The organism is Nisaea sediminum (assembly GCF_014904705.1).
In the GTDB taxonomy this organism is placed as follows: Bacteria; Pseudomonadota; Alphaproteobacteria; order Thalassobaculales; family Thalassobaculaceae; genus Nisaea; species Nisaea sediminum.
On the sequence record NZ_JACZCQ010000006.1, the window covers coordinates 634,547 to 657,867 of the forward strand.

At 63.7% G+C, this 23,321-nt stretch carries 25 protein-coding genes; 12 read left to right on the forward strand and 13 right to left on the reverse strand.

Annotation, left to right across the window (positions count from 1 at the left end):
- Positions 1-58: 58 nt before the first annotated feature.
- On the reverse strand, positions 59-1,240 hold the full coding sequence (gene mltA, locus IG122_RS15040; protein ID WP_226893587.1) for a murein transglycosylase A: 1,182 nt from the start codon (positions 1,238-1,240) through the stop codon (positions 59-61).
- A 37-nt stretch (positions 1,241-1,277) separates the two neighbouring features.
- Positions 1,278-1,949 carry a Tim44/TimA family putative adaptor protein gene (locus tag IG122_RS15045; protein ID WP_193184971.1) on the reverse strand — a complete coding sequence of 224 codons (672 nt, stop codon included), beginning with the start codon at positions 1,947-1,949 and terminating at the stop codon, positions 1,278-1,280.
- Between the two features lie 163 nt (positions 1,950-2,112).
- On the opposite strand from IG122_RS15045, the gene IG122_RS15050 reads away from it, so the two are divergent.
- From IG122_RS15050 to secB, 3 genes are read left to right on the forward strand one after another with little or no spacing between them, the layout of a single operon-like run.
- Positions 2,113-2,634 (forward strand): FxsA family protein, encoded by a 522-nt coding sequence (locus IG122_RS15050; RefSeq protein WP_193184974.1) that lies wholly within the window; start codon positions 2,113-2,115, stop codon positions 2,632-2,634.
- Positions 2,635-2,671: 37 nt separating this feature from the next.
- Positions 2,672-3,226, forward strand: coding sequence for a histidine phosphatase family protein (locus IG122_RS15055; protein ID WP_193184977.1), 555 nt, complete (start codon positions 2,672-2,674; stop codon positions 3,224-3,226).
- A 42-nt stretch (positions 3,227-3,268) separates the two neighbouring features.
- Positions 3,269-3,775 (forward strand): protein-export chaperone SecB, encoded by a 507-nt coding sequence (gene secB, locus IG122_RS15060; RefSeq protein ID WP_193184981.1) that lies wholly within the window; start codon positions 3,269-3,271, stop codon positions 3,773-3,775.
- Here the strand turns inward: secB and dnaQ are convergent, their stop codons facing one another.
- The 4 genes from dnaQ to IG122_RS15080 are packed head-to-tail and all read right to left on the reverse strand — an operon-like array spanning position 3,776 to position 6,524.
- A complete protein-coding gene (gene dnaQ, locus IG122_RS15065) occupies positions 3,776-4,468 on the reverse strand; it encodes a DNA polymerase III subunit epsilon (protein WP_193184984.1) in 693 nt (230 codons plus the stop codon).
- Entirely contained in the window at positions 4,461-5,057 is a 597-nt protein-coding gene (coaE, locus tag IG122_RS15070; protein WP_193184987.1) for a dephospho-CoA kinase, read from the reverse strand. Before coaE ends, dnaQ begins: the two co-directional genes overlap by 8 nt.
- Before the next feature lie 4 nt (positions 5,058-5,061).
- Complete coding sequence (locus IG122_RS15075; RefSeq protein ID WP_193184990.1) at positions 5,062-5,700, reverse strand: Maf family protein; 639 nt, start codon at positions 5,698-5,700, stop codon at positions 5,062-5,064.
- Positions 5,700-6,524: a pyruvate, water dikinase regulatory protein gene (locus IG122_RS15080; RefSeq protein WP_193184993.1), complete on the reverse strand. Its 825-nt coding sequence runs from the start codon at positions 6,522-6,524 to the stop codon at positions 5,700-5,702. Before IG122_RS15080 ends, IG122_RS15075 begins: the two co-directional genes overlap by 1 nt.
- Before the next feature lie 405 nt (positions 6,525-6,929).
- Between IG122_RS15080 and hemE the strand changes: the two genes are divergently transcribed.
- From hemE to rho, 3 genes are all read left to right on the forward strand, one after another.
- On the forward strand, positions 6,930-7,958 hold the full coding sequence (gene hemE, locus IG122_RS15085; RefSeq protein ID WP_193184996.1) for a uroporphyrinogen decarboxylase: 1,029 nt from the start codon (positions 6,930-6,932) through the stop codon (positions 7,956-7,958).
- 25 nt (positions 7,959-7,983) lie between these two features.
- Complete coding sequence (gene hemJ, locus IG122_RS15090; protein ID WP_193184999.1) at positions 7,984-8,415, forward strand: protoporphyrinogen oxidase HemJ; 432 nt, start codon at positions 7,984-7,986, stop codon at positions 8,413-8,415.
- Between the two features lie 209 nt (positions 8,416-8,624).
- Positions 8,625-9,887: a transcription termination factor Rho gene (gene rho, locus IG122_RS15095; RefSeq protein WP_193185002.1), complete on the forward strand. Its 1,263-nt coding sequence runs from the start codon at positions 8,625-8,627 to the stop codon at positions 9,885-9,887.
- A 79-nt stretch (positions 9,888-9,966) separates the two neighbouring features.
- Here the strand turns inward: rho and IG122_RS15100 are convergent, their stop codons facing one another.
- Together IG122_RS15100 and IG122_RS15105 are read right to left on the reverse strand one after the other, a co-directional pair.
- On the reverse strand, positions 9,967-10,179 hold the full coding sequence (locus IG122_RS15100) for a tautomerase family protein (RefSeq protein ID WP_193185005.1): 213 nt from the start codon (positions 10,177-10,179) through the stop codon (positions 9,967-9,969).
- A gap of 45 nt (positions 10,180-10,224) precedes the next feature.
- Positions 10,225-10,962, reverse strand: a complete 738-nt coding sequence (locus tag IG122_RS15105; RefSeq protein WP_193185008.1) for an SDR family oxidoreductase — start codon at positions 10,960-10,962, stop codon at positions 10,225-10,227.
- 127 nt (positions 10,963-11,089) lie between these two features.
- Between IG122_RS15105 and IG122_RS15110 the strand changes: the two genes are divergently transcribed.
- Positions 11,090-11,965: a LysR family transcriptional regulator gene (locus IG122_RS15110; RefSeq protein WP_404924570.1), complete on the forward strand. Its 876-nt coding sequence runs from the start codon at positions 11,090-11,092 to the stop codon at positions 11,963-11,965.
- Between the two features lie 54 nt (positions 11,966-12,019).
- On the opposite strand, the gene IG122_RS15115 is transcribed toward IG122_RS15110, so the two are convergent.
- The 4 genes from IG122_RS15115 to IG122_RS15130 all read right to left on the reverse strand — a co-directional run bounded on the left by IG122_RS15115 (position 12,020) and on the right by IG122_RS15130 (position 16,430).
- Positions 12,020-12,994: a quinone oxidoreductase family protein gene (locus IG122_RS15115; RefSeq protein ID WP_193185014.1), complete on the reverse strand. Its 975-nt coding sequence runs from the start codon at positions 12,992-12,994 to the stop codon at positions 12,020-12,022.
- 25 nt (positions 12,995-13,019) lie between these two features.
- Positions 13,020-13,718 (reverse strand): dienelactone hydrolase family protein, encoded by a 699-nt coding sequence (locus IG122_RS15120; RefSeq protein ID WP_193185017.1) that lies wholly within the window; start codon positions 13,716-13,718, stop codon positions 13,020-13,022.
- 91 nt (positions 13,719-13,809) lie between these two features.
- Entirely contained in the window at positions 13,810-14,298 is a 489-nt protein-coding gene (locus IG122_RS15125) for a methylated-DNA--[protein]-cysteine S-methyltransferase (RefSeq protein WP_193185020.1), read from the reverse strand.
- A complete protein-coding gene (locus IG122_RS15130) occupies positions 14,295-16,430 on the reverse strand; it encodes a thioredoxin domain-containing protein (RefSeq protein ID WP_226893588.1) in 2,136 nt (711 codons plus the stop codon). The genes IG122_RS15125 and IG122_RS15130 overlap by 4 nt, the downstream gene beginning before the upstream one ends.
- Here IG122_RS15130 and mnmE point away from each other — a divergent pair.
- The 5 genes from mnmE to IG122_RS15155 all read left to right on the forward strand — a co-directional run bounded on the left by mnmE (position 16,429) and on the right by IG122_RS15155 (position 22,248).
- Complete coding sequence (mnmE, locus tag IG122_RS15135; protein WP_193185023.1) at positions 16,429-17,781, forward strand: tRNA uridine-5-carboxymethylaminomethyl(34) synthesis GTPase MnmE; 1,353 nt, start codon at positions 16,429-16,431, stop codon at positions 17,779-17,781. The two genes, IG122_RS15130 and mnmE, sit on opposite strands and share 2 nt — an antisense overlap.
- 118 nt (positions 17,782-17,899) lie before the next feature.
- Positions 17,900-19,759 (forward strand): tRNA uridine-5-carboxymethylaminomethyl(34) synthesis enzyme MnmG, encoded by a 1,860-nt coding sequence (gene mnmG / locus IG122_RS15140; protein ID WP_193185042.1) that lies wholly within the window; start codon positions 17,900-17,902, stop codon positions 19,757-19,759.
- Complete coding sequence (rsmG, locus tag IG122_RS15145; RefSeq protein ID WP_193185044.1) at positions 19,756-20,382, forward strand: 16S rRNA (guanine(527)-N(7))-methyltransferase RsmG; 627 nt, start codon at positions 19,756-19,758, stop codon at positions 20,380-20,382. The genes mnmG and rsmG overlap by 4 nt, the downstream gene beginning before the upstream one ends.
- The gene (locus tag IG122_RS15150; RefSeq protein ID WP_226893589.1) at positions 20,354-21,181 is read left to right on the forward strand and encodes a ParA family protein; all 828 of its coding nucleotides are present in this window, start codon (positions 20,354-20,356) and stop codon (positions 21,179-21,181) included. The genes rsmG and IG122_RS15150 overlap by 29 nt, the downstream gene beginning before the upstream one ends.
- Positions 21,182-21,183: 2 nt before the next feature.
- Positions 21,184-22,248 carry a ParB/RepB/Spo0J family partition protein gene (locus IG122_RS15155; RefSeq protein WP_193186200.1) on the forward strand — a complete coding sequence of 355 codons (1,065 nt, stop codon included), beginning with the start codon at positions 21,184-21,186 and terminating at the stop codon, positions 22,246-22,248.
- Between the two features lie 24 nt (positions 22,249-22,272).
- Here IG122_RS15155 and holA read toward each other — a convergent pair whose 3' ends face one another.
- Entirely contained in the window at positions 22,273-23,316 is a 1,044-nt protein-coding gene (gene holA / locus IG122_RS15160) for a DNA polymerase III subunit delta (RefSeq protein WP_193185046.1), read from the reverse strand.
- Positions 23,317-23,321: the final 5 nt, after the last annotated feature.

The following is a 23,321-nucleotide window of genomic DNA, read 5'->3' on the forward strand; positions in this document are numbered from 1 at the left end:
AGGCTCCCACTCTCGTTTTCTTATCGATGCCGCGTCGCCGGACCCGACACGCGGCATGCTATTGCCTTAAGGCAATATCGAGATTTTTTGGGAGAAGCACGAAATATCGACCGGTGGCGGCCATCGGCCCGGCTTTTTGCGCCGCCGTCTCGCCATGGCCCCAGAACACGTCGCCGCGGACCGCGCCCTTGATCGCGCCGCCGGTATCCTGCGCCACCACCAGACGCTTCAGCGGCCGGCCGCTCTCGTCCGGATAGTCGATATCGAGCCAGACCGGCGCGCCGAGCGGAATGTATCGCCGGTCGACGGCGAGCGAACGTCCAGGCGTCAGCGCGACACCTTGCGCCCCGATCGGCCCGTCTCCGTCCACAGTCCGGAAGAAGATGTAGGACGGGTTGAGGTCCATCACCCCGCGCATTTCCTCCGGGTTGGCCCGGAGCCAGTCGCGGATCGTCTGCAGGGAGATCGCGTCCTTGTCTATATGTCCGCTCTCCACCAGATAGCGGCCGATCGGGTAGTAGACATGACCGTTATGGCCGTCATAGCCGACACGCAGAACGCTGCCGTCGTCGAGGAGGATCCGGCCCGAGCCCTGGATATGCAGAAAGAAGGCGTCGATCGGGTCGGCGAGCCAGAGCAGAGGTTCTGCATTCTTACCGAGCGCGCCTGCTTCAATCTCCGCCCGGCTTTCATAGGGCACGAGGCGCCCGCTGCGCAGCCGCCCGGCGATCCGCTCGCCGCGGAGGCCGGACCGCCAGTCCCCAAGATTGACCAGCACCAGGTCGTCCGGGCGCGCCAGCAAGGGCGTTTCGTAACCTGTGCCACGCTGCATCGCGCCTTTCAGTTCGGGCTCGTAATAACCCGTGAAGAGCCCCGAACCCTCGCCCGCCTTGATTTCGTAGGCCTCGAACCAGTCGGAAAGGAAGTCACGGACCGCCGCGTCGTCGCTGCCGTCCGAGAGTCGGGAAAGCGCATCGCAGGGGGCGCGCCAGTCCGCGATGGTGCCGCCGACCTCGGCCGGCGCCACCTCTTGCTCGTCATATCCGCGGCGGATCTTTCCGCAGGACCGCTTCAATGCGGGAAGTGCGTCGCTCAAACGGTCGTCGGACCAGCCCGGCAGGGAGGAAAGGGAGGTTTTCTCGTAACGCGCCGTTTCCTGCGTCACGCGCTCGGGTTCCGGTTCCGGGGCGCAAGCCGCCAGACCAAGAAACACCAGCAGACACAGATAACGCCGGGGCAAGATGCCCTCCCGTCAATTCCAGAAAATCAAAGAGACTTTACTCTTCGGGCACGCGGGTAGCGACGAGATGCCAATTCGGATCGCGCGCACTGATATCGCGCTCGAAGGTCCAGAGATCCGTCACCGTCTCGATCCTGTCCGGATCCCCGTCGACCACGGAACCGTCTGTGCCCCGCGTTACCTTGACCTGATCGGTAATGAACTCGACTGTCACGCGCGCAATCGATCCGGTCAGCTTCACGTCGTTGATGAGCGCGGAGCGGAAGGAGGAAATGGTGGTTTCCTGGGTTTCTCCGGCTTGCTCGCGCGCCTCGACCGCCCCTGCGAAAGCCCCCATCAGATCGTCTCCGAGGAGCGGCCGCAGGCCGTCGAGATCGCCCTTGGCAAAGGCTTCGACGATCCATTCGAACGCCGTGCGAGCACCCTTGAGGAACTCGATCTCGTCAAAAGCCGGATCGGCCATCTTGACGCGCATCAGGTCCGAAAGCTCGGCATCGTCCTGCGCGGCGCTGCGCTCGTCCCGTTCGCGGTCCGGCAGCTGGATGACATTGTCGGATTTGGCAGACCGCTCCGGCGCCGGAGAGAACGGATCGGTATGACGCTCTTCATGTCCGGTCCGTTTGCCGAGCACGTTGCGGAGCCTGAAAAACAGAAACCCTGCAAGCAGCGCGAAAAGAATTATATCGAAGAACGCGATGCCGTCGCCCATATCGCCCTTAACTGCGGGTCCTGGGACCCTTATCCGCCCTTGGAGAAAAATACCGTCGGCCCTTACAGCTTATCATTGCCGCTTTCGCAGCAGACTTGCCGCTTCCGACCGTCCGGCGACCGTACTACAGCATAGATAGGCTGTCACTTTTGAAAGAACAACTATGGTCCTCATCTTCCTTATCGTTCTGCTCGGCATCCCGGCCCTCGAGATTTTCGTTTTCGCGGAGGTCGGCGGGATCATCGGCGGCTGGGCGACCGTAGGCCTGACGCTGCTGACGGCCGCGCTCGGCGCACTCCTGTTCCGCACCCAGGGAACCGCGGTTCTGCAGCGCGCGCAGGAAACCCTGCGCCAGGAACAGTCCCCTCTCGCCGAAATCATCGACGGGGTCGGCCTGCTGCTGGCGGCCGTACTGCTGTTCCTCCCGGGTTTCGTGACCGACGTGGCAGGCTTTCTGCTCTTCATTCCGCCGCTGCGGATCGTGCTGATCGGTTTTCTGTTCCGCGGCCTGGCACGTTCGGCGGACTCCAATGTCTGGATCGTGCGGACCGGCTCGGGTAAAGCTTCCGGTTCTTCCCCGGATCGGACGGTCATCGACGGCGAGTACGAGGACCTGACGGAAGACAGGGAGGACGACTCCTCCGACCGGAAGGACGACGGCGACCGCACGCTGCCGCCGCGCTGACCGGCCATCGACGCCGCGCTCTCGAAAGACCGACACCATGCTCTTCGTCCGCCACGGGCAATCCGAATTCAACGTTCATTATGGCGCCACCGGGATAGATCCGGGGATCGAGGATCCGGCGCTGACGGATCTCGGCAAGGCGCAGATCCGTCACTCGGCCCAGGCGCTCGCCGGGCGCGAGATCGATCACATCGTCTCCAGCCCCTACCGACGGGCGCTCGAGACCGCGCATATCCTCGCCGACACCCTCCGCCTGGAGATCCGCATCGACCCGCTAATCCGCGAGCACAATCATTTCGTCTGCGATATCGGCCGCACCCGTTCGGTCCTGCAGCGCGACTGGCCGCATCTGTCGTTCGATCATATCGACGAGCAGTGGTGGACGAAGCATCTCGAGCAGGAGCATGAGGTCTTCGCCCGGGTCGACGCCTTCCTCGACGGCAACCGTGACCGGGAGGACTGGGACCGGGTGCTTTGCGTCAGTCACTGGGGTTTCATCAAACGGATGACCGGTCTCCCGGTCACCAACGGAACCGTGGTCAAGGTCCAGCGGGACGGCGCCGGGGAGGTTGTTCACACGCCGGATCCGTGATACCCACGCGCCTTCGATTTCCTCCGGCAGAGATAACGACCGATGACCGACACAGCGACCGACGGGGCGAACAACGCCATCAACACCTTCTCGATGACGGTGAAGGCGCAGTACATCAAGGATCTCTCCTTCGAGAACCCGAAGGCACCCCTGAGCCTGCGCGCCGACATCCGTCCCGATATCGAGATCGGCGTCGACGTCCGCGCTGAGCGCATGGCGGAGCAAGTCTACGAAGTCCAGCTCCTCCTCAATGTCAGCGGCGTCCATGAGGGCGAGAAGGTCTTCATCCTCGAGCTCAACTATGCCGGCCTGTTCCAGTTTGAGAGCGTGCGTCCCGACCAGCTGGAATACGTTCTGATGGTCGAATGCGCCCGGCTGCTGTTCCCGTTCGCCCGCCAGATCGTCGGTCAGATCACGACCGACGGCGGCTATCCGCCGCTGCACATCCAGCCGATCGATTTTCTCGGCGTGTTCCAGAAGAACGAATTGCAGCGTGCCCAGAACGGCGGCGTCGATGTCGGCGCGATCGAGACCGAAGGCAACGCCTGATCACTCGGCCGCGTCGGACCGGTTCCAGATCGGATCCTTGAGTTTCTCCAGCAGCATGGCATGCGCCGCCAGTTCCTCGTCGCTCGGCGCATGGGGACGCGGCGGCCGTGCGACCGAGGTCCGGATCTCCGGCATCGCCGCCACGTCGCCCTTGTCCTCTCGAGCAAGCTCGAGACCCGGCTGCCGTCCCCCGATCAGCTCCAGATAGACAGACGCCAGCAGGTCGGCATCGACCAGGGCGCCGTGCAGGTCGCGATGCGAGTTGTTGATCTCGAAACGGCGGCAGAGCGCGTCGAGACTGGCCTGCGCCCCGGGAAATTTCCGCCGCGCCATCGCCAATGTATCGATCGCCCGCTCCATCGGCATGGGAGGATGGCCGAGGCGGGTCAGCTCGGCATTCAGGAACGCCATGTCGAACTTGGCGTTGTGGATCACGAAGGTCGCGTCGCCCACGAATTCGAGGAAGTCGTCGACGATGCCGGCGAAGTTCGGGAAATCGGCGAGAAACTCGGTGGAAAGGCCGTGGACCTCGAACGCACCCTGCTCCACCTCGCGCTCCGGGTTGATATAGACGTGATACTTCCCGCCGGTCGGCACATGGTTCACCAGCTCGATCGCCCCGATCTCGATCACCCGATGGCCCTGCTTCGGATCGATGCCGGTGGTTTCCGTGTCGAGCACAAGTTCACGCATGGCGCACTCCCAGTCGGTTCAGTGTCTTCTTGATCATTCGCATAGTCGCCGCCCGGCCGAGCCCGGTGGGCAGAACATAGTCCGCCCGGTGCCGCTTCTCCCGGTCGGGCATCTGTTTCTTCAGGATAGAAGAGAGCCGGGATTCTGTCATGCCGGACCGGGCGAGAACGCGCTGCCGCTGCAGGAAGGCGGGCGCCGAGACGACGTAGACGAAATCGCAGACCCTCTCGCCGCCTGTCTCGAAGAGAAGCGGGATATCCAGCACCGCGGCCCGGCGCCGCGCCCGGCGCTGAAGCGCAAGGAAACGATCGCGCTCACGCCGTACGAGCGGGTGGACGATCGCTTCCAGATCCCTCAAGGCGACCGCATCGCCGAAGACCAGCTTTCCGAGGATCTCCCGGTTCACCGCACCCTTCTCCACCGCCTCCGGAAAGCGCCGCGCGATCGGAGCCACGGCCGCTCCGCCGGCGCGGAACAGCCTGTGGACGGAAGCGTCGGCATCGTGCACGGGCAGACCGAGCCGGCGGAACATCGCCGCCGCGGTACTTTTCCCCATGCCGATCGATCCGGTCAGGCCCAGAACCAGCATCACGTCAGACCCGCAGCGCGCCGCGCGTCCGCATGAAATCCAGGAGCGGCAAGAGCGGCAGGCCGAGCACGGTGAAGAAGTCGCCCTCGACCGAGGTGAAAAGCTGCGCGCCGACGGATTCCAGCTGATAGGCGCCGACGGAGTCGAGGGCGCGATCGCCGATCGTGTCCAGATAGGCCCTGATGAACTCCTCCGAAAGCGGACGGACCAGCAGGCTGGCCGTCGCGACATGGTGCCAGATCCGTGTCCCGCCCGCCGACACGACGACGGAGCTGATCAGGGTATGCCGTTTGCCGGAGAGTTTGCGGAGGTGTTCCGCCGCGCCCGCGCGGTCCTCCGGTTTGTCAAACCAGCTCCCTTCGAGATCGAGCATCTGGTCGGCGCCAATCACAAGCGCTTCCGGACGGGCGCGGGAAACCGTGTTCGCCTTCATTTCGGCGAGGAAAGTGGCAACCTCCGCCGCGCTTGCGCCCTCGGCCCGGAGGCTGCGCTTGAACTCGGCTTCGTCGACGGAAGGTTTGCGGATTTCGACCGGCAGCCCCGCCGCACGCAACATGTCCGCGCGGGTCCGGCTGCCGGACGCCAGCACGACCGGCTTTTCCCCGTTGCCGCTGAGGGGCGACACATCGAGATCGCTCGACATCAGGATTCCAATCCGTGGAATTTCGCGTATTTCTGCAGCACAGCCGCCGCCGTCTCTTCGATCGAACGGCGGGTCACATCGATCACCGGCCAGCCGGCTTTAGTGAAGGCCTTGCGTGCTTCGACCACTTCCTCGCGGACCTTCTCCGGATCGACATAGTCGGTCTCGTTGCTGTGCTGAAGCATCAGCATCCGGTTGCGGCGAACCTGGGTCAGACGGTTCGGGTCGTTGGTCAGCGCGACGATGAAGGGGCGCTTCAGCGAGTAGAGCTCCTTCGGCAGCGGAACGCCCGGCACCACGGGGATGTTCGCCGTCGCATAGCCGCGGTTGGCGAGATAGAGCGAGGTCGGCGTCTTCGAGGTGCGGGACACCCCGACGATCACGATGTCCGCATCCTCGAGATCGTGGATCATCTGCCCGTCGTCATGGGCGAGCGTGTAATCCATTGCCCGGATCCGGTTGAAATACGCAGCGTCGAGCTCGTGCTGCCGACCTGGGCGGCCGTGGCTTTCCTGCCCGAGAAAATTGCCGAGCGCGTTGACCACGGTATCGAGTACGGAAATGCAGGGAACGCGACGCTGCTGGCACCCGAGCTCGAGCTGCTCGCGGAGCTCCGGATTTACCAGTGTGAACAGCACCGGCCCCGGATAGACGCTGACGGCAGCCAGGACCTTTTCGATATGCCCGGTGGTGCGGACCAGGGACCAGACATGCTCGCGGGCGCGCACGCCCTCGAACTGCACCAGACAGGCGCGGACCACCTGGTGGTTCGTTTCGCCCGTGGCGTCCGATACCAGGTGAAGATGGATATCCGTGTCGGTCACCGTTCACACCTTGCTGGGGATAAATCTGTACGATCTGTTTACAGAATGCGGATTCTCTTCCGAAAGGAAAAGTGTACCTCTCGATGCCTTCCTTCGGCGCCGGCTTGTTAGACGGAGGATAAAACTATACCGCCCTCCGATGAATGTGAGCAGCTTGTCCGGCAAGAGAGATATCCCCGCAATCCCCGTGATTCAGATCGGCGGATACGTTGCGGGTTGCGACGTTTTTACCGCTCTTTATCCCGAAGCCGGACCTGTAGGGTCTTGCCCGGACGGTTCTGTGGATCACTTGTGTCCAAACGATAATCCACAGGACTCACAGCACCACTACAATCACTTCCTACTTATTTCTAATAAGATTCTTTGTTAGTGAGTGCGCGCGTTGGCAAACCGAACAGGCGATCCATGACCGAGAAACCGATACTGAAAGCGCTTGCAGGCCAGGTGTCAGATATTCCCCCGATCTGGCTCATGCGTCAGGCCGGCCGCTATCTGCCGGAATATCGGGAGGTTCGCAAACAGGCGGGATCCTTCGTCGATCTCTGCCTGAACCCGGAACTGGCCGCGGAGGTCACCCTCCAACCGATCCGCCGTTTCGGGATGGACGGTGCCATTCTCTTCTCGGACATCCTGATCGTGCCCTATGGTCTCGGTCAGCCGCTGAAGTTCGTCGAGGGCCGTGGACCGGTGCTGGAACCGGTGCGCGACCGGGCGGCGCTTTCGAGCCTCGATACCTCGGGCCTTTCGAAACGCGTCGGCAATGTCTACGAGACCGTGTCGCGGGTCCGGGAGGCTCTGCCGGCGGAGACTGCGCTGATCGGTTTTTCGGGCAGTCCCTGGACGGTCATCACCTACATGGTCGAGGGCGGCAGCAGCAAGGACTACGCCGCAACCAAGCAATGGGCCTACAGCGATCCGGAAGGGTTCCAGGCGCTGATCGACATCGTCGTCGAGGGGACGATCACCTATCTGCTCGGTCAGGCGAAGGCCGGGGCCGAGGTTCTGAAACTGTTCGATTCCTGGGCCGGCGTGCTCTCGCCGCGCCTCTTCCGCATGGCGGTCATCGAACCGACGAAAAAGATCGTCTCCGCGGTGAAGGCGGCCTATCCGGATCTGCCGGTCATCGGCTTTCCGCGCGCGGCGGGCGCCAATTACCTCGATTACATCGCGGAGACCGGTGTCGATGCGGTGGCCGTCGACACGGCCATGCCGATCCGCTGGGCGATGGAAAACATCCAGACCAGGATGCCGATCCAGGGCAATCTCGATCCGATCGCCTTGCTGTCCGGCGGAAAGGGCCTCGACGAGGAGGTGAAGAGCATCCTCGATGCGGCCGCTTCCGGACCGTTCATCTTCAATCTCGGGCACGGCATTCTGCCGACGACACCGATCGCGCATGTCGAGCAGTTGCTGCGCCAGGTGCGGCGCAGGTAAACGGCCGGCCGGGGAGGAGGACACGATGAGCTACGAATGGATCAAGGCGTTTCACGTCATGAGCATGGTGGCCTGGATGGCCGGGATGTTCTATCTGCCGCGGCTCTTCGTCTATCACGCCGATGCGGAGCCCGGCTCCGAACTCTCCGAAACCCTGAAGATCATGGAGCGCCGGCTTCTGCGTGCGATCATCAATCCGGCGATGGTTTCGACCTTCGTCTTCGGTATCTGGATGCTGGTGCTTATTCCGGAATTTCTCTCGGACGGCTGGTTTCACGTCAAACTGGCCTGTCTTTTCCTGCTCACCGGATTTCACGGAATGATGGCCCGGTGGCGGCGCGATTTCGCGGCCGATGCAAATCGTCGCAGTGCGCGCTTCTACCGGATTGCGAACGAAGTCCCGACGATCCTTCTGATCGTCATCGTCATCATGGTGATCGTGAAACCGTTTTCCTGAATGTTTTCCATTTTTGTCAAATATTGTTGTTTGACACCCGCCGCCAAACTACTGTAATTGACATCAATCGCCGACCGCCGTGGGGCATGGCGTCAGGTCTTCCCGCACAGAACAAATCATAACAGTCAGCTGATAAAGCGACACTCGTGCGGCCTGCTCAACCGGCCGACCTTCCCAAACATTCGTTTTACCTTGTCATCGACAGGACGATGCATCTTCAAGAGCTAAAAGCAAAAACCCCCCAAGATCTTCTTGCCTATGCGGAAGAATTGGAGATTGAGAACGCAAGTGTTCTGCGCAAGCAGGATATGATGTTTGCTATTCTCAAACAGTTAGCTGACAACGATCTTCCGATCTATGGCACCGGCGTTCTTGAAACGCTGCCGGACGGGTTCGGCTTTCTCAGATCACCCGAGTCCAATTACTTGCCGGGGCCGGACGATATTTATATCTCTCCGAGCCAGGTGCGGCGTTTCGGACTGCGCACGGGCGATACGGTCGAGGGACAGATCCGGGCACCGAAGGACGGAGAGCGGTACTTCGCGCTGCTCAAGGTCAACAAGATCAACTTCGAAGACCCGGACGCGGTTCGCCACCGGATCAATTTCGACAATCTGACGCCGCTCTACCCAGAGCAGCGTCTGAATCTCGAGCTTGAGAAGGCGGAGAACAAGCAGCAGGACGTGACCACGCGGGTGATCGATCTGATCGCGCCGCTCGGCATGGGACAGCGCGGCCTCATCGTGGCGCCGCCGCGGACCGGTAAGACGGTCATGCTGCAGAATATCGCCCATGCGGTCGCCGAGAACCATCCGGACGCCTATCTGCTTGTGCTTCTGATCGACGAGCGTCCCGAGGAAGTGACCGACATGGACCGTTCGGTGAAGGGGGAGGTTATCAGCTCCACCTTCGACGAGCCGGCCGCGCGTCACGTCCAGGTCGCCGAGATGGTGATCGAGAAGGCCAAGCGCCTGGTCGAGCACAAGCGCGACGTAGTGATCCTGCTGGACTCCATCACGCGGCTTGCGCGCGCCTACAACACCGTCGTGCCGTCCTCCGGGAAGGTGCTGACCGGCGGTGTCGACGCCAATGCACTGCAGCGCCCCAAGCGCTTCTTCGGTGCAGCCCGGAACATCGAGGAGGGCGGCTCGCTGACTATCATCGCGACCGCGCTGATCGATACCGGCTCGCGGATGGACGAGGTCATCTTCGAAGAGTTCAAGGGCACCGGTAACTCCGAGATCATTCTCGACCGCAAGCTCGCCGACAAGCGGACTTTCCCGGCCATCGACATCACCCGGTCGGGTACCCGCAAGGAAGAACTTCTGGTGGAGCGTGCAACCCTCAACAAGATGTGGGTCCTGCGCCGTATCCTGACCCAGATGGGGACGGTCGACGCGATGGAGTTCCTGCTCGACAAGCTGAAGGTCTCGAAGAGCAACCAGGATTTCTTCGACGCGATGAATTCCTGATTTCCGGAAGAGCGTTGACCGGAAAAGAAAAGAGCGGCCTTCTGAGGCCGCTCTTGCTTTTTGTGGCATGCGCAGAAGCTCAGTCTCTCGCTCGGTACTCCGGCGGCAGCACGAAGATCTCATCGGCGCGGCCATAGCCGCCGTCACGGACTTCCTCGATCAGCACCATGGTATGCGGTCGGACCGCTTCACCGAAATAGCTGACCATCAGATCCGTCGTCTTGTGCAGAAGATCTTCTTTCTGCGCTCTGGAGAGTGCTGCCTCTGGCAGTTTGAAGTTGGCGAAGGGCATTCGGTCGTCCTTTCCTTGAAAGAGTTGCCTCCTGAAAATGCGAGGTCAGATCATTCCGCCGTTGGCGCGGATGGTCTGGCCATTGATCCAGCCCCCGCCCGGTCCGGCGATGAAGGCGACGGTTTCGGCGATGTCTTCCGGTGCGCCGAGGCGCCCGAGTGGAATGGAGCGGGTGATGGCCTGGATCATTTCCTCCGATTTGCCGTTGAAGAAGAGCTCGGTGGCGACAGGACCGGGCGCCACGGCATTGACCGTGATGCCGCGCGGCCCGAGTTCCTTGGCGAGAACCTGGCCCATGGCCTCGACCGCCGCCTTGGTAGCGGCATAGAGACCGTAGCCGGGCATCCGCATGCCGATCACGCTGCTCGAGATATTGATGATGCGTCCGCCGTCGCGGAGTCTCCTGGAGCCGGCACGCATGCCCCGGAAGGCGCCGGCCAGATTGACCGCGACATGAGCGTCGAGATCGGCGTCTGACGTCTCGGAAATGGCGCCAAGGCGCATGATCCCGGCATTGTTCACAAGGATGTCGACAGGTCCGAAGGCGGTTTCCGCGGCATCGAACATTTTCTCGATACCGGAGGCTGCACTCACGTCGGCCTTGAGGGCGACCGCTTGCCCGCCTTTCTCGGCAATCCGTTGGACAACGTTCTCGGCTGCTGCCGCATCACGGGCGTAATTTACTAGGATTGCAGCACCTTCGCGGGCGAGCTTGAGTGCAATCGCGGCGCCGATGCCTTTCCCGCCGCCGGTGACGATGGCTGTCTTGTCTTTCAGGGTCATCTCTGCATCCCTTTCGCTGCTGCGTGTCGATGTCCCTTGACTTAGTCCATCCCTTTATCCGGATAATCAGGCTTCTCTTGGCAAGTTAATTCGGAAAGAGCGAATTATTATGGATCGGCTCGATTCAATGCGACTCTTCGTTCGGGTGGTGGAACGCCGGAGTTTCAAGGCTGCCGCAGCAGATCTCTCGATCCCGCGATCGACCGCAACGGAAGCGATCCGGCGGCTTGAGGAGAGTCTGGATAGCCGGCTTCTCGAACGTACGACCCGCCATGTCGCGCCGACCCCGGACGGTGAGGCCTATTACCGCCGCTGCGTCGGCATTCTGGCGGAAATCGACGATGCCGAGCGGGCACTCAGAAGCAACGAGGTGACGGGGTTGCTGCGGATCGATGCGCACGGTGCCCTGACACGGCGCTTCTTTCTGCCGCGCCTTCCCGAATTTCTGGATCGTTATCCCGGTCTGAACCTGCATCTCGGGCAGGGGGACAGGCTGGTGGATCTCATCCGGGAAGGGGTCGATTGCGTGATCCGGGCGGGCGAGCCGGAGGAAAGCGGGCTGATCATGCGGCGGCTGGGAAGTATTCCGGAGATCACCTGCGCCAGTCCGGCCTACCTGATGGGGCGAGGCGTCCCATCGTCGCTCGCGGATCTCGCCGGGCACGAGGCGGTGGGATTCCTGTCGTCCCGGACCGGGAGGGTCATTCCCCTGGAATTCGGTAGCGGCGGCAAAACGGTGGAGATCACGCTGCCGAGCCGGGTGACGGTCAATGACGCGGAAACGGCCCACCACCTTGCGCGTCTCGGCTACGGCCTGATCCAGGCGCCGCGCTACAGGTTTCGCGAGGATTTGGAGAGCGGCGCGCTGGTCCAGGTGCTGCCCGAGCATCCGCCGCAGCCGACCCCGCTGGTTGCGCTCTTTCCGCAGAACCGTCAGATGTCGCCCCGGGTTCGCGTCTTTCTCGACTGGATTGCGTCTGTCGTTGCGGAGGCGGATCTCTGAGTGCGCATGGCATTCGGGCGCCCGCCATCATGGCGGGCGCCCGAATGGAAGGTTTTACGGCAGAAGAATGGTCGAGCCCGTGGTCTTGCGGGCTTCCAGCGCCTCGTGCGCCGCGCGGGCTTCGGCGAGCGGGAAGGTCTGGTCGATATGGATCTTCACCGCGCCGGACTTGACCGCGTCGAACAGATCGCCGGCGGTGGCCCGGAGATCGTCGGCCGTCGAGATGTAGTTGAACAGGGTCGGCCGGGTGAAGAAGAGCGAGCCCTTCTGCGCGAAGATACCGAGATTGACCGGCGGGATCGGCCCGGCGGCCTGGCCGAAGCTCACCATCAGTCCTCTCGGACGCAGGCAGTCCAGCGACTTCTCGAAGGTGGTGGAGCCGATCGAATCATAGACGACCGGGAGCTTCTTTCCATCGGTGATCTCGGTCACCCGGGCGACGAAATCCTCCTCGTTGTAGAGGATCGGATGATGGCAGCCGTTCGCCTTGGCGATTTCCGCCTTCTCCTTGCTGCCGACCGTGCCGATGACGGTGGCGCCGAGAGAGCTGGCCCACTGGCAGACGATCTGGCCGACGCCGCCGGCGGCGGCATGGATCAGGATCGTATCGCCTTTGGCGACCTTGTAGATCTGCCGGATCAGGTACTGCGCGGTCATGCCCTTCAGCATCATCGCGGCCGCGGTCTTGTCGTCGACGCCGTCGGGGATCTTCACCACGCGATCGGCGGCGATATTGCGGGCTTCGGCGTAGGAGCCTGGCGGCGGGGAGGCATAGGCGACACGGTCGCCTTCCTTCAGATCGGTGACGCCACTGCCGACCGCGGCGACCACGCCGGCGCCTTCCATGCCGATATTGGAGGGCAGGGGCAGGGGATAGAGGCCGCTGCGGTGGTAGGTGTCGATGAAGTTGAGCCCGATGGCGGTGTGCTTGACCTGGATCTCGCCCGCACCCGGTGCCGCGAGATCGACGTCGGTCATCTCGAGGACTTCGGGTCCGCCTGTTGTCTTGAACTGGATAGCCTTGACCATATTGGTTGTTCCCTTGTGAGCCTTGTTATCCGAGGTTGGCCTTGAAGAAATCTGATGTCCGGCCGTTGGCGAGCTTCGCCGCCGCTGCGTCGTAATGGGCGCCGCCCTGGCGCGCGAAGGCATGATCCTGGCCTTCGTAGACATGCAGCGTCACCAGCGGATTGCCGGAAAGCCCGGCCTTGATCTTCTCCTGCGCCTCCTTCGGCACGAAGCCGTCCTCGGAGGCGATATGGGAAAGATAAGGCTTTGAAATAGCTGATGATTCTCCGAGAAGTTCATCGAGTCCGACGCCATAATAGGAGACGTTGCAGTCCGCGTCGGAGCGGGTGGCCATGAGATAGGCGAGCTTGCCGCCGAGGCAATAGCCGACCGACCCGGCCTTGCCGGTGCAGCCGCTCATGCCTTTCAGATGCGCGAGAGTCGCCTTCAGGTCCTCGACGCCCTTGTCGACGTCGAAGGCGTTGAACAGCGCAAAGGCCTTGTCCCATTCCGCCTGACTCTGGTCGGTGATGTCGATGCCGGGCTCGATGCGCCAGAAAATGTCGGGGCAGAGCACGTGATAGCCTTCCGCCGCATAGGCGTCGGCCTGGTCGCGCATGACCTTGTTCACCCCGAAGATTTCCTGGATCAGAACGATCCCTGGCGCGTCGCCACCGCTTGGAGGCGCGGCGTGATAGGCCTGGAAGCTGCCGCCGTCGGCGGCCTTGACGGTCACATATGCCATGGGTCTCCCTCCCTTGTGATGCAGCCGATTGGCCCCGAGACTAGGCGCGGGTATCGGGGCCTGTCCACGCTTCTGGTGGAACGAGTGTTCTTCAAAACAGGGTGAGCTGATCGGACTCGTGATCGAGCAGACGCTGCTTGGTCGCGATCCCGCCATCGCCCGAGAATCCGGTGAGCTTCCCGTCGCTGCCGACCACCCTGTGGCAAGGAATGATCAGCGGGATCGGATTGGCACCGCAGGCCCCGCCGACGGCGCGTGCAACGCCGCCGATCCGGTCTGCGATCTCGCCGTAGGTCAGCAGCTTGCCGAAGGGGATCTCCTTCATTGCATCCCAGACGGAGTGTTCGAAAGCGGAGCCGCGATCATAGGCGAGCGGCAGGTCGAAGACTTTCAGCGTCTTGTCGAAATAGGCGCGGATCTGACGCTCGGCCTCAAGCAAGACATGGCTTGTCTCGGAATCGGAACGAACAGAGGATGTTTCACGTGAAACCCATGTGAGGCGGATGATGGATCCGTTCTCCTCCGTTAGGTGAATGCGGCCGATCGGGCTGTGGAAACTATGCTGCTGACGTGTGCTCATCTCCGCGCCTCGAGAATTTCCCGGAAGCGCTCCGGATCGGTCTCCGGGGGAGAGCAGGTCTGCTCTACGCAAAGATAGGCCGCCGGGCGCCCGTCGACAGGTCCTTTGCCGCGTGCTGGATGGCCTTCGGCGAGAGACTCTTCGGTGGAGACGATATCGAGTACCGAGAGCGCCCGGCCTGCCGTGCGTGCCGTTTGGATGAGGGCCTGGCAATCCTTGTCCGACGGATCGCTGGCGACGACGATCTGCCGCCCGTGCCGCAACCATTCGACTCCGTTGAGCAGGCCCGGAAAACCGATGGGCTGCTGCTGGAAGGACCCTGCGAAGGCGCGCGTGATCGCCTCGGCGCGCAACGCGTAGGTCGCATCCCCGGTCTTGAGCCAGAGCCGCGCCAGGACCTCCACCATCGTGCTGTTGCCAGCCGGGGTGACATTGTCGATGGCCGTCTTGGTGCGGATCATCAGATCGGTCTGGTCGTCGGCGGTGAAGAAATAGGCACCGTCCTTCGGGTCGAGAAAATGCTCCTCGAGAAGGGCGGCCCAGGCGATCGCCCGGTCGAGATAATGCCGCTCGCCGGTGCCGCCCTCAAGGGCGAGGGCGGCAAGGCTCATATTGGCGTAATCGTCGAGGGTCGCCGCATGTTTGGCTTTTCCGTCCCGCCAGGAATGCAGCAGCCGTCCCTCCGCTTCCATGTGGGAGGTGATGAAGCCGAAGGCCGTCTCCGCCCGCTCCAGCCACTCAGGCTCCTGGAGGAGGCTTGCGGCGTCCGCCAATGCGGCGATCGTCAGTCCGTTCCAGTCCGCCAGCACTTTGTCGTCCCAGCCGGGACGGATGCGGCGGTCGCGGATCGCAAGCAGATGGGTCCGCGCGGCCGCAAGCTTTTCCTCGGTTTCGGCGTCGAACGGCCCCTTGCGATGGCTGCGGTTGAGGATTGTCGTGCCTTCCCAGTTCCCGCCCGGGACAACGTCGTAATGCGCGGCGAAGAGGGCGGCATCGAGTCCCGCCACCGTCAGCTCCCGCTCGATCTCCTCCGCGTCCCAGACGTAGAACTTTCCTTCCACACCCTCGCTGTCCGCATCGAGGGAGGAAGCGAAGCCGCCGCCCTCGGAGATCATTTCCCGGAACAGCCAGCCGGCCGTCTCGCGGATGCGCTGCTCATAGAGCGGGTTCGGCTCCTGGCGCTGCATCTCGGTCATCAGCGCGAGCAGCTGCGCATTGTCGTAGAGCATCTTCTCGAAATGCGGCACGAGCCATTCCGCGTCGGTCGAATAACGCGCGAAACCGCCGCCGAGATGGTCGTAGATGCCGCCCTCGCACATGGCAGTCACGGTCGTGCGGACCGCCTGCAGCATCTGTCCGCTCTCAGTCCGCTGTCCGGTGCGCCAGAGAAACTTCAGGATCGTCGGCTGCGGGAATTTCGGCGCATCGCCGATCCCGCCAAGGATCGGATCGTGCTCCGCGAGGAAGCGCCGGGCGACCTCGGGCGCAGCCTCCAGCGGGACGGCGTCGCCCGGATTGCTGGCAAATACCGCGTCGAGGCGCTGGGAAATGGCGGTGACGTTGCCCGCGACCCGCCCGGGCTCTTCGCGATAGACGCCCGCGACCTGGCGCAGCACGTCGCGGAAGGAGGGGCGGCCGTAGCGCGGTTCGGGCGGGAAGTAGGTGCCGCCCCAGAAAGGCGCGCCTTCCGGGGTCAGGAACATGGTCAGCGGCCAGCCGCCCTGCTGTCCGGTGATCGCGAGCGCGGTCTGGTAGATCATGTCCAGATCCGGCCGCTCCTCGCGATCGACCTTGACGTTGACGAAGAGCTCGTTCATCACCGCCGCCGTGTCCGGATCCTCGAAGCTCTCGTGGGCCATGACGTGGCACCAGTGGCAGGCCGCGTAGCCGACGGAAAGCAGGATCGGCTTGTCGGCGACGCGGGCGGCGGCGATGGTGTCCTCGGACCAGGTCTGCCAGTGCACGGGATTTTCCCTGTGCTGCAGCAGATAGGGGCTGGTTTCCTTGTCGAGCTCGTTGCGCATGGGGGCTGGGTCCGGTCCGGGAATGAAGATGATCGCCTCCAACCCAAGGTGAGGGCTGAGGCGCCGAAGGTCCAGCGCTGCGAAAGGCACGGGAGTCTGCCAGCTCATGAACGGGTCGCCTGACGATACGATCTACGCACTCGCCTCCGCGGCGGGACGCGCGGGCGTCGCCGTCTTCCGGGTGTCCGGTCCGCGCGCCTTTGAGGGTCTGCAGAAACTTACGGGGCTGGTTGGACTGGAGCCGCGCTATGCGGTCCGCGCGACCGTCCGGGACGGCGATGAGACCGTCGATGACGGCCTCGTTCTCGCCTTTGCGGCGCCGGCGAGCTTCACCGGCGAGGATGTGGTCGAATATCAGCTCCATGGCGGCCGGGCGGTGGAAACCGCGATGCTCCGGGCTCTTGGAAGACTGCCGGGATACCGCATCGCGGAGCCCGGGGAGTTTTCCCGCCGCGCGGTACTCAACGGAAAGATGGATCTGACCGCCGCCGAAGGCATCGCGGACCTCGTGGACGCGGAAACTGACGCCCAGCGCATCCAGGCACGGCGGCAGAGCCGTGGCGCGCTCGGAGTGCTTTATTCGGACTGGCGCGCGCAAATCATCAAGATCCTGGCCTATATCGAGGCTCTGGTGGATTTCCCGGACGAGGATCTGCCGGAAGAAGTCTGGCAGCAGATCCGGGACCGGATGGAAGCGCTCGAGACCGGTATCGCGGTTCATCTTGACGACGGTGGGCGCGGGGAGCGCCTTCGGGACGGACTCCGTATGGCCATTGTCGGCCCCCCGAACACCGGCAAGTCATCCCTGCTGAACTGGCTCTCCAGAAGGGATGCGGCGATAGTGTCGGATGTAGCGGGTACGACTCGGGACGTGATCGAGGTTCATCTTGATATTGGGGGATTCCCCGTGCTGGTAGCGGATACGGCCGGGCTCCGGGAAAGTATGGATTCGGTCGAGACGGAGGGAATTCGGAGGGCGAGGGCCTGGGCCGCGAGCGCCGACCTGGTGCTCGATCTCCGGGATGCGGCCGAAGAGGGCGCACCATCAAAGGCCTGCGAGAATCAGGAACGGATCTTAGTGGCGACGAAAGTGGACCGTCTGTCAGAAGCGGCCCGGGCAGGTCTTTCCGGAGAAAGGATGGCGATATCCGTGAAGACCGGGGAGGGGATGGACGCTTTTCTCTCCCGGATCGGCAATGTCGCGGCAGACCTGATGGATGTGGGCGAGGCACCGGCCCTGACGCGGGCGCGGCACCGCGAAGGCCTTACGGAGTGCCTGGAGCATCTGCGCCGCGCCGGGGCGCTCGCGCGTTTCGAGGCGGGCGAGGAGGAGGTCGAATACGGCCTCGTGGCCGAGGATTTGCGCCTCGCTGCCCGCGCGCTGGGACGCGTCACTGGGGCGGTGGATATCGAAGAGATACTGGATCTTGTGTTTTCAGAGTTCTGCATCGGTAAATAGGCGGTCCTGTTTCACGTGAAACACGCAGGGCCGGTATCGCGAATGAAGCATTGCGTTTTGTCGGACGGAACCTCATTTTGTGCCACACAGAGAGCCATGCGATCCGGAGACTGGTTCCATGTATGACGTGATTGTCGTGGGCGGCGGCCACGCGGGCTGCGAAGCGGCGGCCGCGGCGGCCCGGATGGGCGCCCGGACGCTTCTGGCCACCCACAAGATCGAGACCATCGGAGAGATGTCCTGCAACCCGGCCATTGGCGGCCTGGGTAAGGGTCATCTCGTGCGCGAGGTCGATGCGCTAGACGGCATCATGGGCCGCGCCATCGATCGCGCAGGCATCCAGTTCCGCATGCTGAACCGGAGCAAGGGTCCGGCCGTACGCGGCCCGCGGGCCCAGGCGGACCGGGCGCTCTACCGCAAGGCCATCCAGGATCTTCTCGCGGATGAGAAGCAGCTCACTATCGAGGCGGCTTCGGTCGAGGACCTGATTCTGGACGAGAGCGGCGCGATTGCCGGAATCGTGGTCGAGGGCGGGCGCGAGATTCGCGCGGGCGCCGTGGTGCTCACCACGGGAACATTCCTGCGCGGCGAGATCCATCTCGGCGAGGAACGACGCCCCGCGGGACGGGTCGGCGATGCGCCGGCGGTGGCGCTGGCCGAAACTCTGGCGCGTTTCCAGTTCCGCCTCGGCCGGCTCAAGACCGGCACGCCGGCGCGGCTCGACGGCACGACGATCGACTGGTCGGGCCTGCAGGAGCAGAAAGCCGACGATCCGCCGGAACCCTTCTCCTATCTGACGGACCGGATCGAGGTGCCGCAGATCAGCTGCTACATCACCTATACCAACGAGCGCACGCACCAGCTCATTCGGGACAATCTGCATCGCTCGGCGATGTATGGCGGCCGAATCGAGGGGGTCGGACCGCGCTACTGTCCGTCCATCGAGGACAAGGTGGTCCGCTTCGAGGATCGCTCGCAGCACCAGATCTTCCTCGAGCCCGAGGGGCTGGACGATCCGACGGTCTATCCGAACGGGATCTCCACCTCGCTTCCGGCCGATGTGCAGCGCGAGATGTTCAAGACCATCCCGGGGCTGGAGAACGCGCAGATCATCCGCCCGGGCTACGCGATCGAGTACGATTACGTGGATCCGCGGGAACTTTCGCACACGCTGGAGACCAAGCGGGTGCCGAGGCTCTATTTTGCGGGGCAGATCAACGGAACCACGGGCTACGAGGAAGCCGCGGCGCAGGGCCTGATGGCCGGCGTCAACGCGGCGCTCCGGACCGGTGGCCGGGACGAGCGGTTCGTCCTCGACAGGGCGGATGCCTATATCGGCGTACTGATCGACGACCTGGTGACCAAGGGCGTCAGCGAGCCCTACCGCATGCTGACCTCGCGGGCCGAGTACCGGCTCCGGCTGCGCGCCGACAATGCAGATCAGCGTCTGACGGCGAAGGGCATGGAGATCGGCTGCGTCGGCGATGGGCGCGCGACGCGTTTCATGGAGAAGCTTGCAGCGGTCGAGGAGGGGCGGGCGCTGGCCCGCACGCTCGGCGGAACGCCGAACGCGCTGCAGAAAGCCGGGATCAAGGTCAATCAGGACGGCGTCTGGCGCAGTGCCTTCGACATTCTCGGCTACCGGACCGTGAGCTGGGACAATCTGGTGGCGCTCTGGCCGGAGCTTGGCGCGCTGGAGCCCGCCGTGGCCGAGCAGGTGCAGATCGACGCGCAATATGCCGGCTATATCGAGCGCCAGGAAAGCGATGTCGCGGCCTACCGGCGGGACGAGGCGCTGGAGATCCCGGAGACGCTGGACTATGCCGCGATCTCCGGGCTTTCGAACGAGGTGCGGGAGAAGCTGATCAAGGTTGCGCCCCGCACCATCGGCCAGGCGGCCCGGATCGACGGCGTGACGCCGGCGGCCGTAATTCTGCTGCTGCGCCACGTGCGCCGGATCGGCAGGGACGCAGCGTGAGTCCTGAGGAGTTCGCTGGCCGGACGGGCGTTTCACGTGAAACGCTCGAACGCCTGAAAATCTACGCTGGGATGGTGGAGCGCTATCAGCGTGCCATCAATCTCGTCTCCAAGAGCACGTTGCCGGACATCTGGCTCCGTCATTTCCTCGATTCGGCTCAGATATTCCCCGAACTTCCGCCGGCTCACCGGCGCCTGCTCGATATCGGCAGCGGTGCCGGCTTCCCTGGGCTCGTTCTGGCGATCATGGGCGCGCATGATGTGCATCTATGCGAGTCGGATCAGCGCAAGGCGGTTTTCCTGCGCGAATCAGCTCGCGCCTGCGGCGCCGAAGTGACGGTTCACGCTAGTAGGGTAGAATCGGTCAGCCCACTAGATGTTGATATTGTGACCGCAAGAGCGCTCGCGTCTGTCGATGTATTACTTGACTACTCCAAGCCGCATCTAAGGGATGACGGCATTTGCCTCTTTCTAAAGGGTAGGGCGGTCGAGAAGGAATTGACTACCGCACGGGAAAGGTGGAATATGGCGGAAACCCTCACCCCGAGCTGGTCGGACCCCGAGGGATGTCTCTTGTGCTTGGAGGGCATATCGTATGTCGAAAGCCATGATGCTGAGGGGTGATGCCGCCGTAGCGCCCCGGATTCTCGCCGTCGTGAACCAGAAGGGCGGGGTCGGCAAGACCACAACCACCATCAATCTCGCCACCGCGCTCGCCGCCTGCCAGAAAAAGGTGTTGGTCATCGATCTCGATCCGCAGGGCAATGCGAGCACCGGGCTCGGTGTGCCGCGGAAGAACCGGGACGAGGATTCCTATTCGGTGCTGATCGGCGCCTCGGCCATCGCCGACGCGACCCTCGAGACGGAAGTGCCCCGGCTCTGCATCGTGCCGTCCTCGCAGGACCTCTCCGGCGCGGAGATCGAGCTGGTGACGATCGAGGACCGGGAGTTCAGGCTGCGCGAGGCGCTGGTCCGGCATATGGCTCCGGGGACCAACACCTATGACTATATCCTGATCGACTGTCCGCCGTCGCTCGGCCTGCTGACACTCAACGCGCTGGTCGCGGCGGACGCGGTGCTTGTGCCGCTGCAGTGCGAGTTCTACGCACTGGAGGGTCTCAGCCAGCTGATGCGGACGGTGGAGCGCGTGCGCACCGCCTTCAATCCGGACCTGGAGATCCAGGGCGTGGTGCTGACCATGTTCGACCGCCGCAACAATCTCTCCATCGCGGTGGCCGAGGACGTGCGGGAGCATTTCGGCGACAAGGTCTACCGCACCGTGATCCCGCGCAACGTCCGGGTCTCCGAGGCGCCCTCGCACGGGCTGCCGGTCATCGTCTATGATATGCGCTGCTCGGGCTCGCAGGCCTATATCCATCTGGCCAGCGAAGTCATGAAGCGCGAAAGGAGCATCGCCGCGTGAGCATGGAAAACGGCAGCGCCAGCGCCAAGAACCGGCGGCTCGGCCGCGGGCTCGCCTCGCTCCTCGGTGAGGGCGAGACGGATGGCGGCTCCGTCGACCGGCTGCAGCAGAGCAGGTCGGTTCCGATCGAGAAGGTGCATCCGGGCCGCTTCCAGCCGCGCCGGATCTTCGACGAGGAGGAACTGGACGCGCTGGCGGACAGCATCCGCGAGAAGGGCGTCATCCAGCCGATCCTGCTGCGCCGCGATCCGGACCAGTCCGGCACGTTCGAGATCATCGCCGGCGAGCGCCGTTGGCGCGCGGCCCAGCGCGCCCAGCTGCACGAGATCCCGGCGCATATACGTGAGTTCGACGATCGCGAAGCGCTCGAGATCGCGATCATCGAGAACGTCCAGCGCGAGGACCTCAATCCGCTCGAAGAAGCCGAGGGCTATCACCGTCTGGTCGAGGAGCATGGACACTCCCAGCAGGACGTTGCGCGGGCGGTCGGCAAGAGCCGCAGCCATGTTGCCAACACCATGCGCCTGCTGGCGCTACCGACGGAAGTACGCGGTTATCTCGATGCCGGCGAGATCAGCGCCGGCCATGCCCGCGCGCTGCTGACGGCGGAGAATCCGGCGGCGCTGGCGGCCGAGGTAGTGCGCCGGAAGCTCAATGTCCGCGAGACAGAACGCCTCGTTCAGAAGGAAAAGCAGCCGTCCGGTCAGACCGCGCCGAAGCAGGCTCGCCGGAAGGCTTCGGTCGAGAAGGATGCCGACACCAGGGCGCTGGAGCAGGATCTGTCCCAGAAGCTCGGCATGCATGTGGAGATCGCGACAGGCGTCGACGGCCAGTCGGGCGCGCTGATGATCCAGTACGAGAGCTTGGAGCAGCTCGACGCGCTGCTCGCGATCATGTCGGCGCCGCGTACGGTGAGTGCCGACTTCGGTTCGCCTGCGATGAGCGGCTTTCTCGGGGACGTGCCCGACTACGATCAGGAGACGGCGGAAGAGATCGCGAAGGCCGACGGCAACTCGATCGATTTCAGCGAGCTGATCGAAGACGGCGAGACGACCCCGTCATCCTGATTTTCCTGGCGAGAACCGCGACGGTTACCGGCCGGGTGCCCGGGCCCGGCTACGCGCCGCGCTGTAGGCGAGGCCGAGCAGGGTCTGTCCGGCGACGGCAAGATCCGGCGTGCCGGTCGACTTGCACTGGGTCTCGGCTTCCGCGAGGCGGGTGAGGGCAAGACGCAGGCGCTGGATCGGCCAGGCCCTGAGCTGCGCCATGAAGGCCGGTTTCACCGCGAAAAAGAGAGGCGGCCGCAGTTTCTGCACCGCCTGATCGGCGCTGTCCCCGTCCGCCATATGCGCCGCCGCCCGATGCAGCCGCTGAAAGTGCCTCAGCACCGCACGAAGGACAGCGATCGCGTTCAATCCGTCGGCATAGCCGCGCTGCAACATGCGATCCGCTGTGGCCACATCGCCGCTCGCGACCGCAAGGGCGATCTGGTCCAGGGCGAGGGCGCTGCTGTCGCCGACGAGCTGCTGGGCGTCCTCCAGGCTCGCCTCGCCTCCCTTGCCGACATAGAGCGCCAGCTTCTCGATCTCGGAGCGGGTTACCCGCCGATCGCCGCCGAGATGCGCGATCATGTACGCGAGGGCGTCCGGTGTGGCGCGCACCTCGAAGCTCGCGAGGGTCTCCCGTATGACTGCGTCGAGGCCGGCGCCGCTGTCGAGATAGCAGGGGATGGCCGCTGCATGTTTCTCGGTCTCGAAGAGCTTGCGCAGTTTCGAACGCGCCTCGAGCGCTCCCGCCTCGATGATCACGAGGCTGTCGCCGGTCTCGGTGCCCAGCGCGAGTTCGGCCGAGGCGGTCACCGTATCGGTCGCGCCACGGAGCCTTACCAGCCGCCGCCCGCCGGTCAGCGAGATCGCGGCGGCCTCGTCCGCGATGCGGCTCGGCTCGTCTTTCAGGCTTTCCGGCACGAGGTCGGCGACCTGGAACGGGTCGGCGAGATTCTCGACGACGGTCTTGGCGATCTGGTCGGAGATTTCACGAACCTGGCCGCCGTCCGGCCCGTATATCAGGATGGCCCGGACATGCTCCGGCGGGCGGCGGATGAAACCAGCAATCTCGTTCGATTTCAGCTTCATCGCCG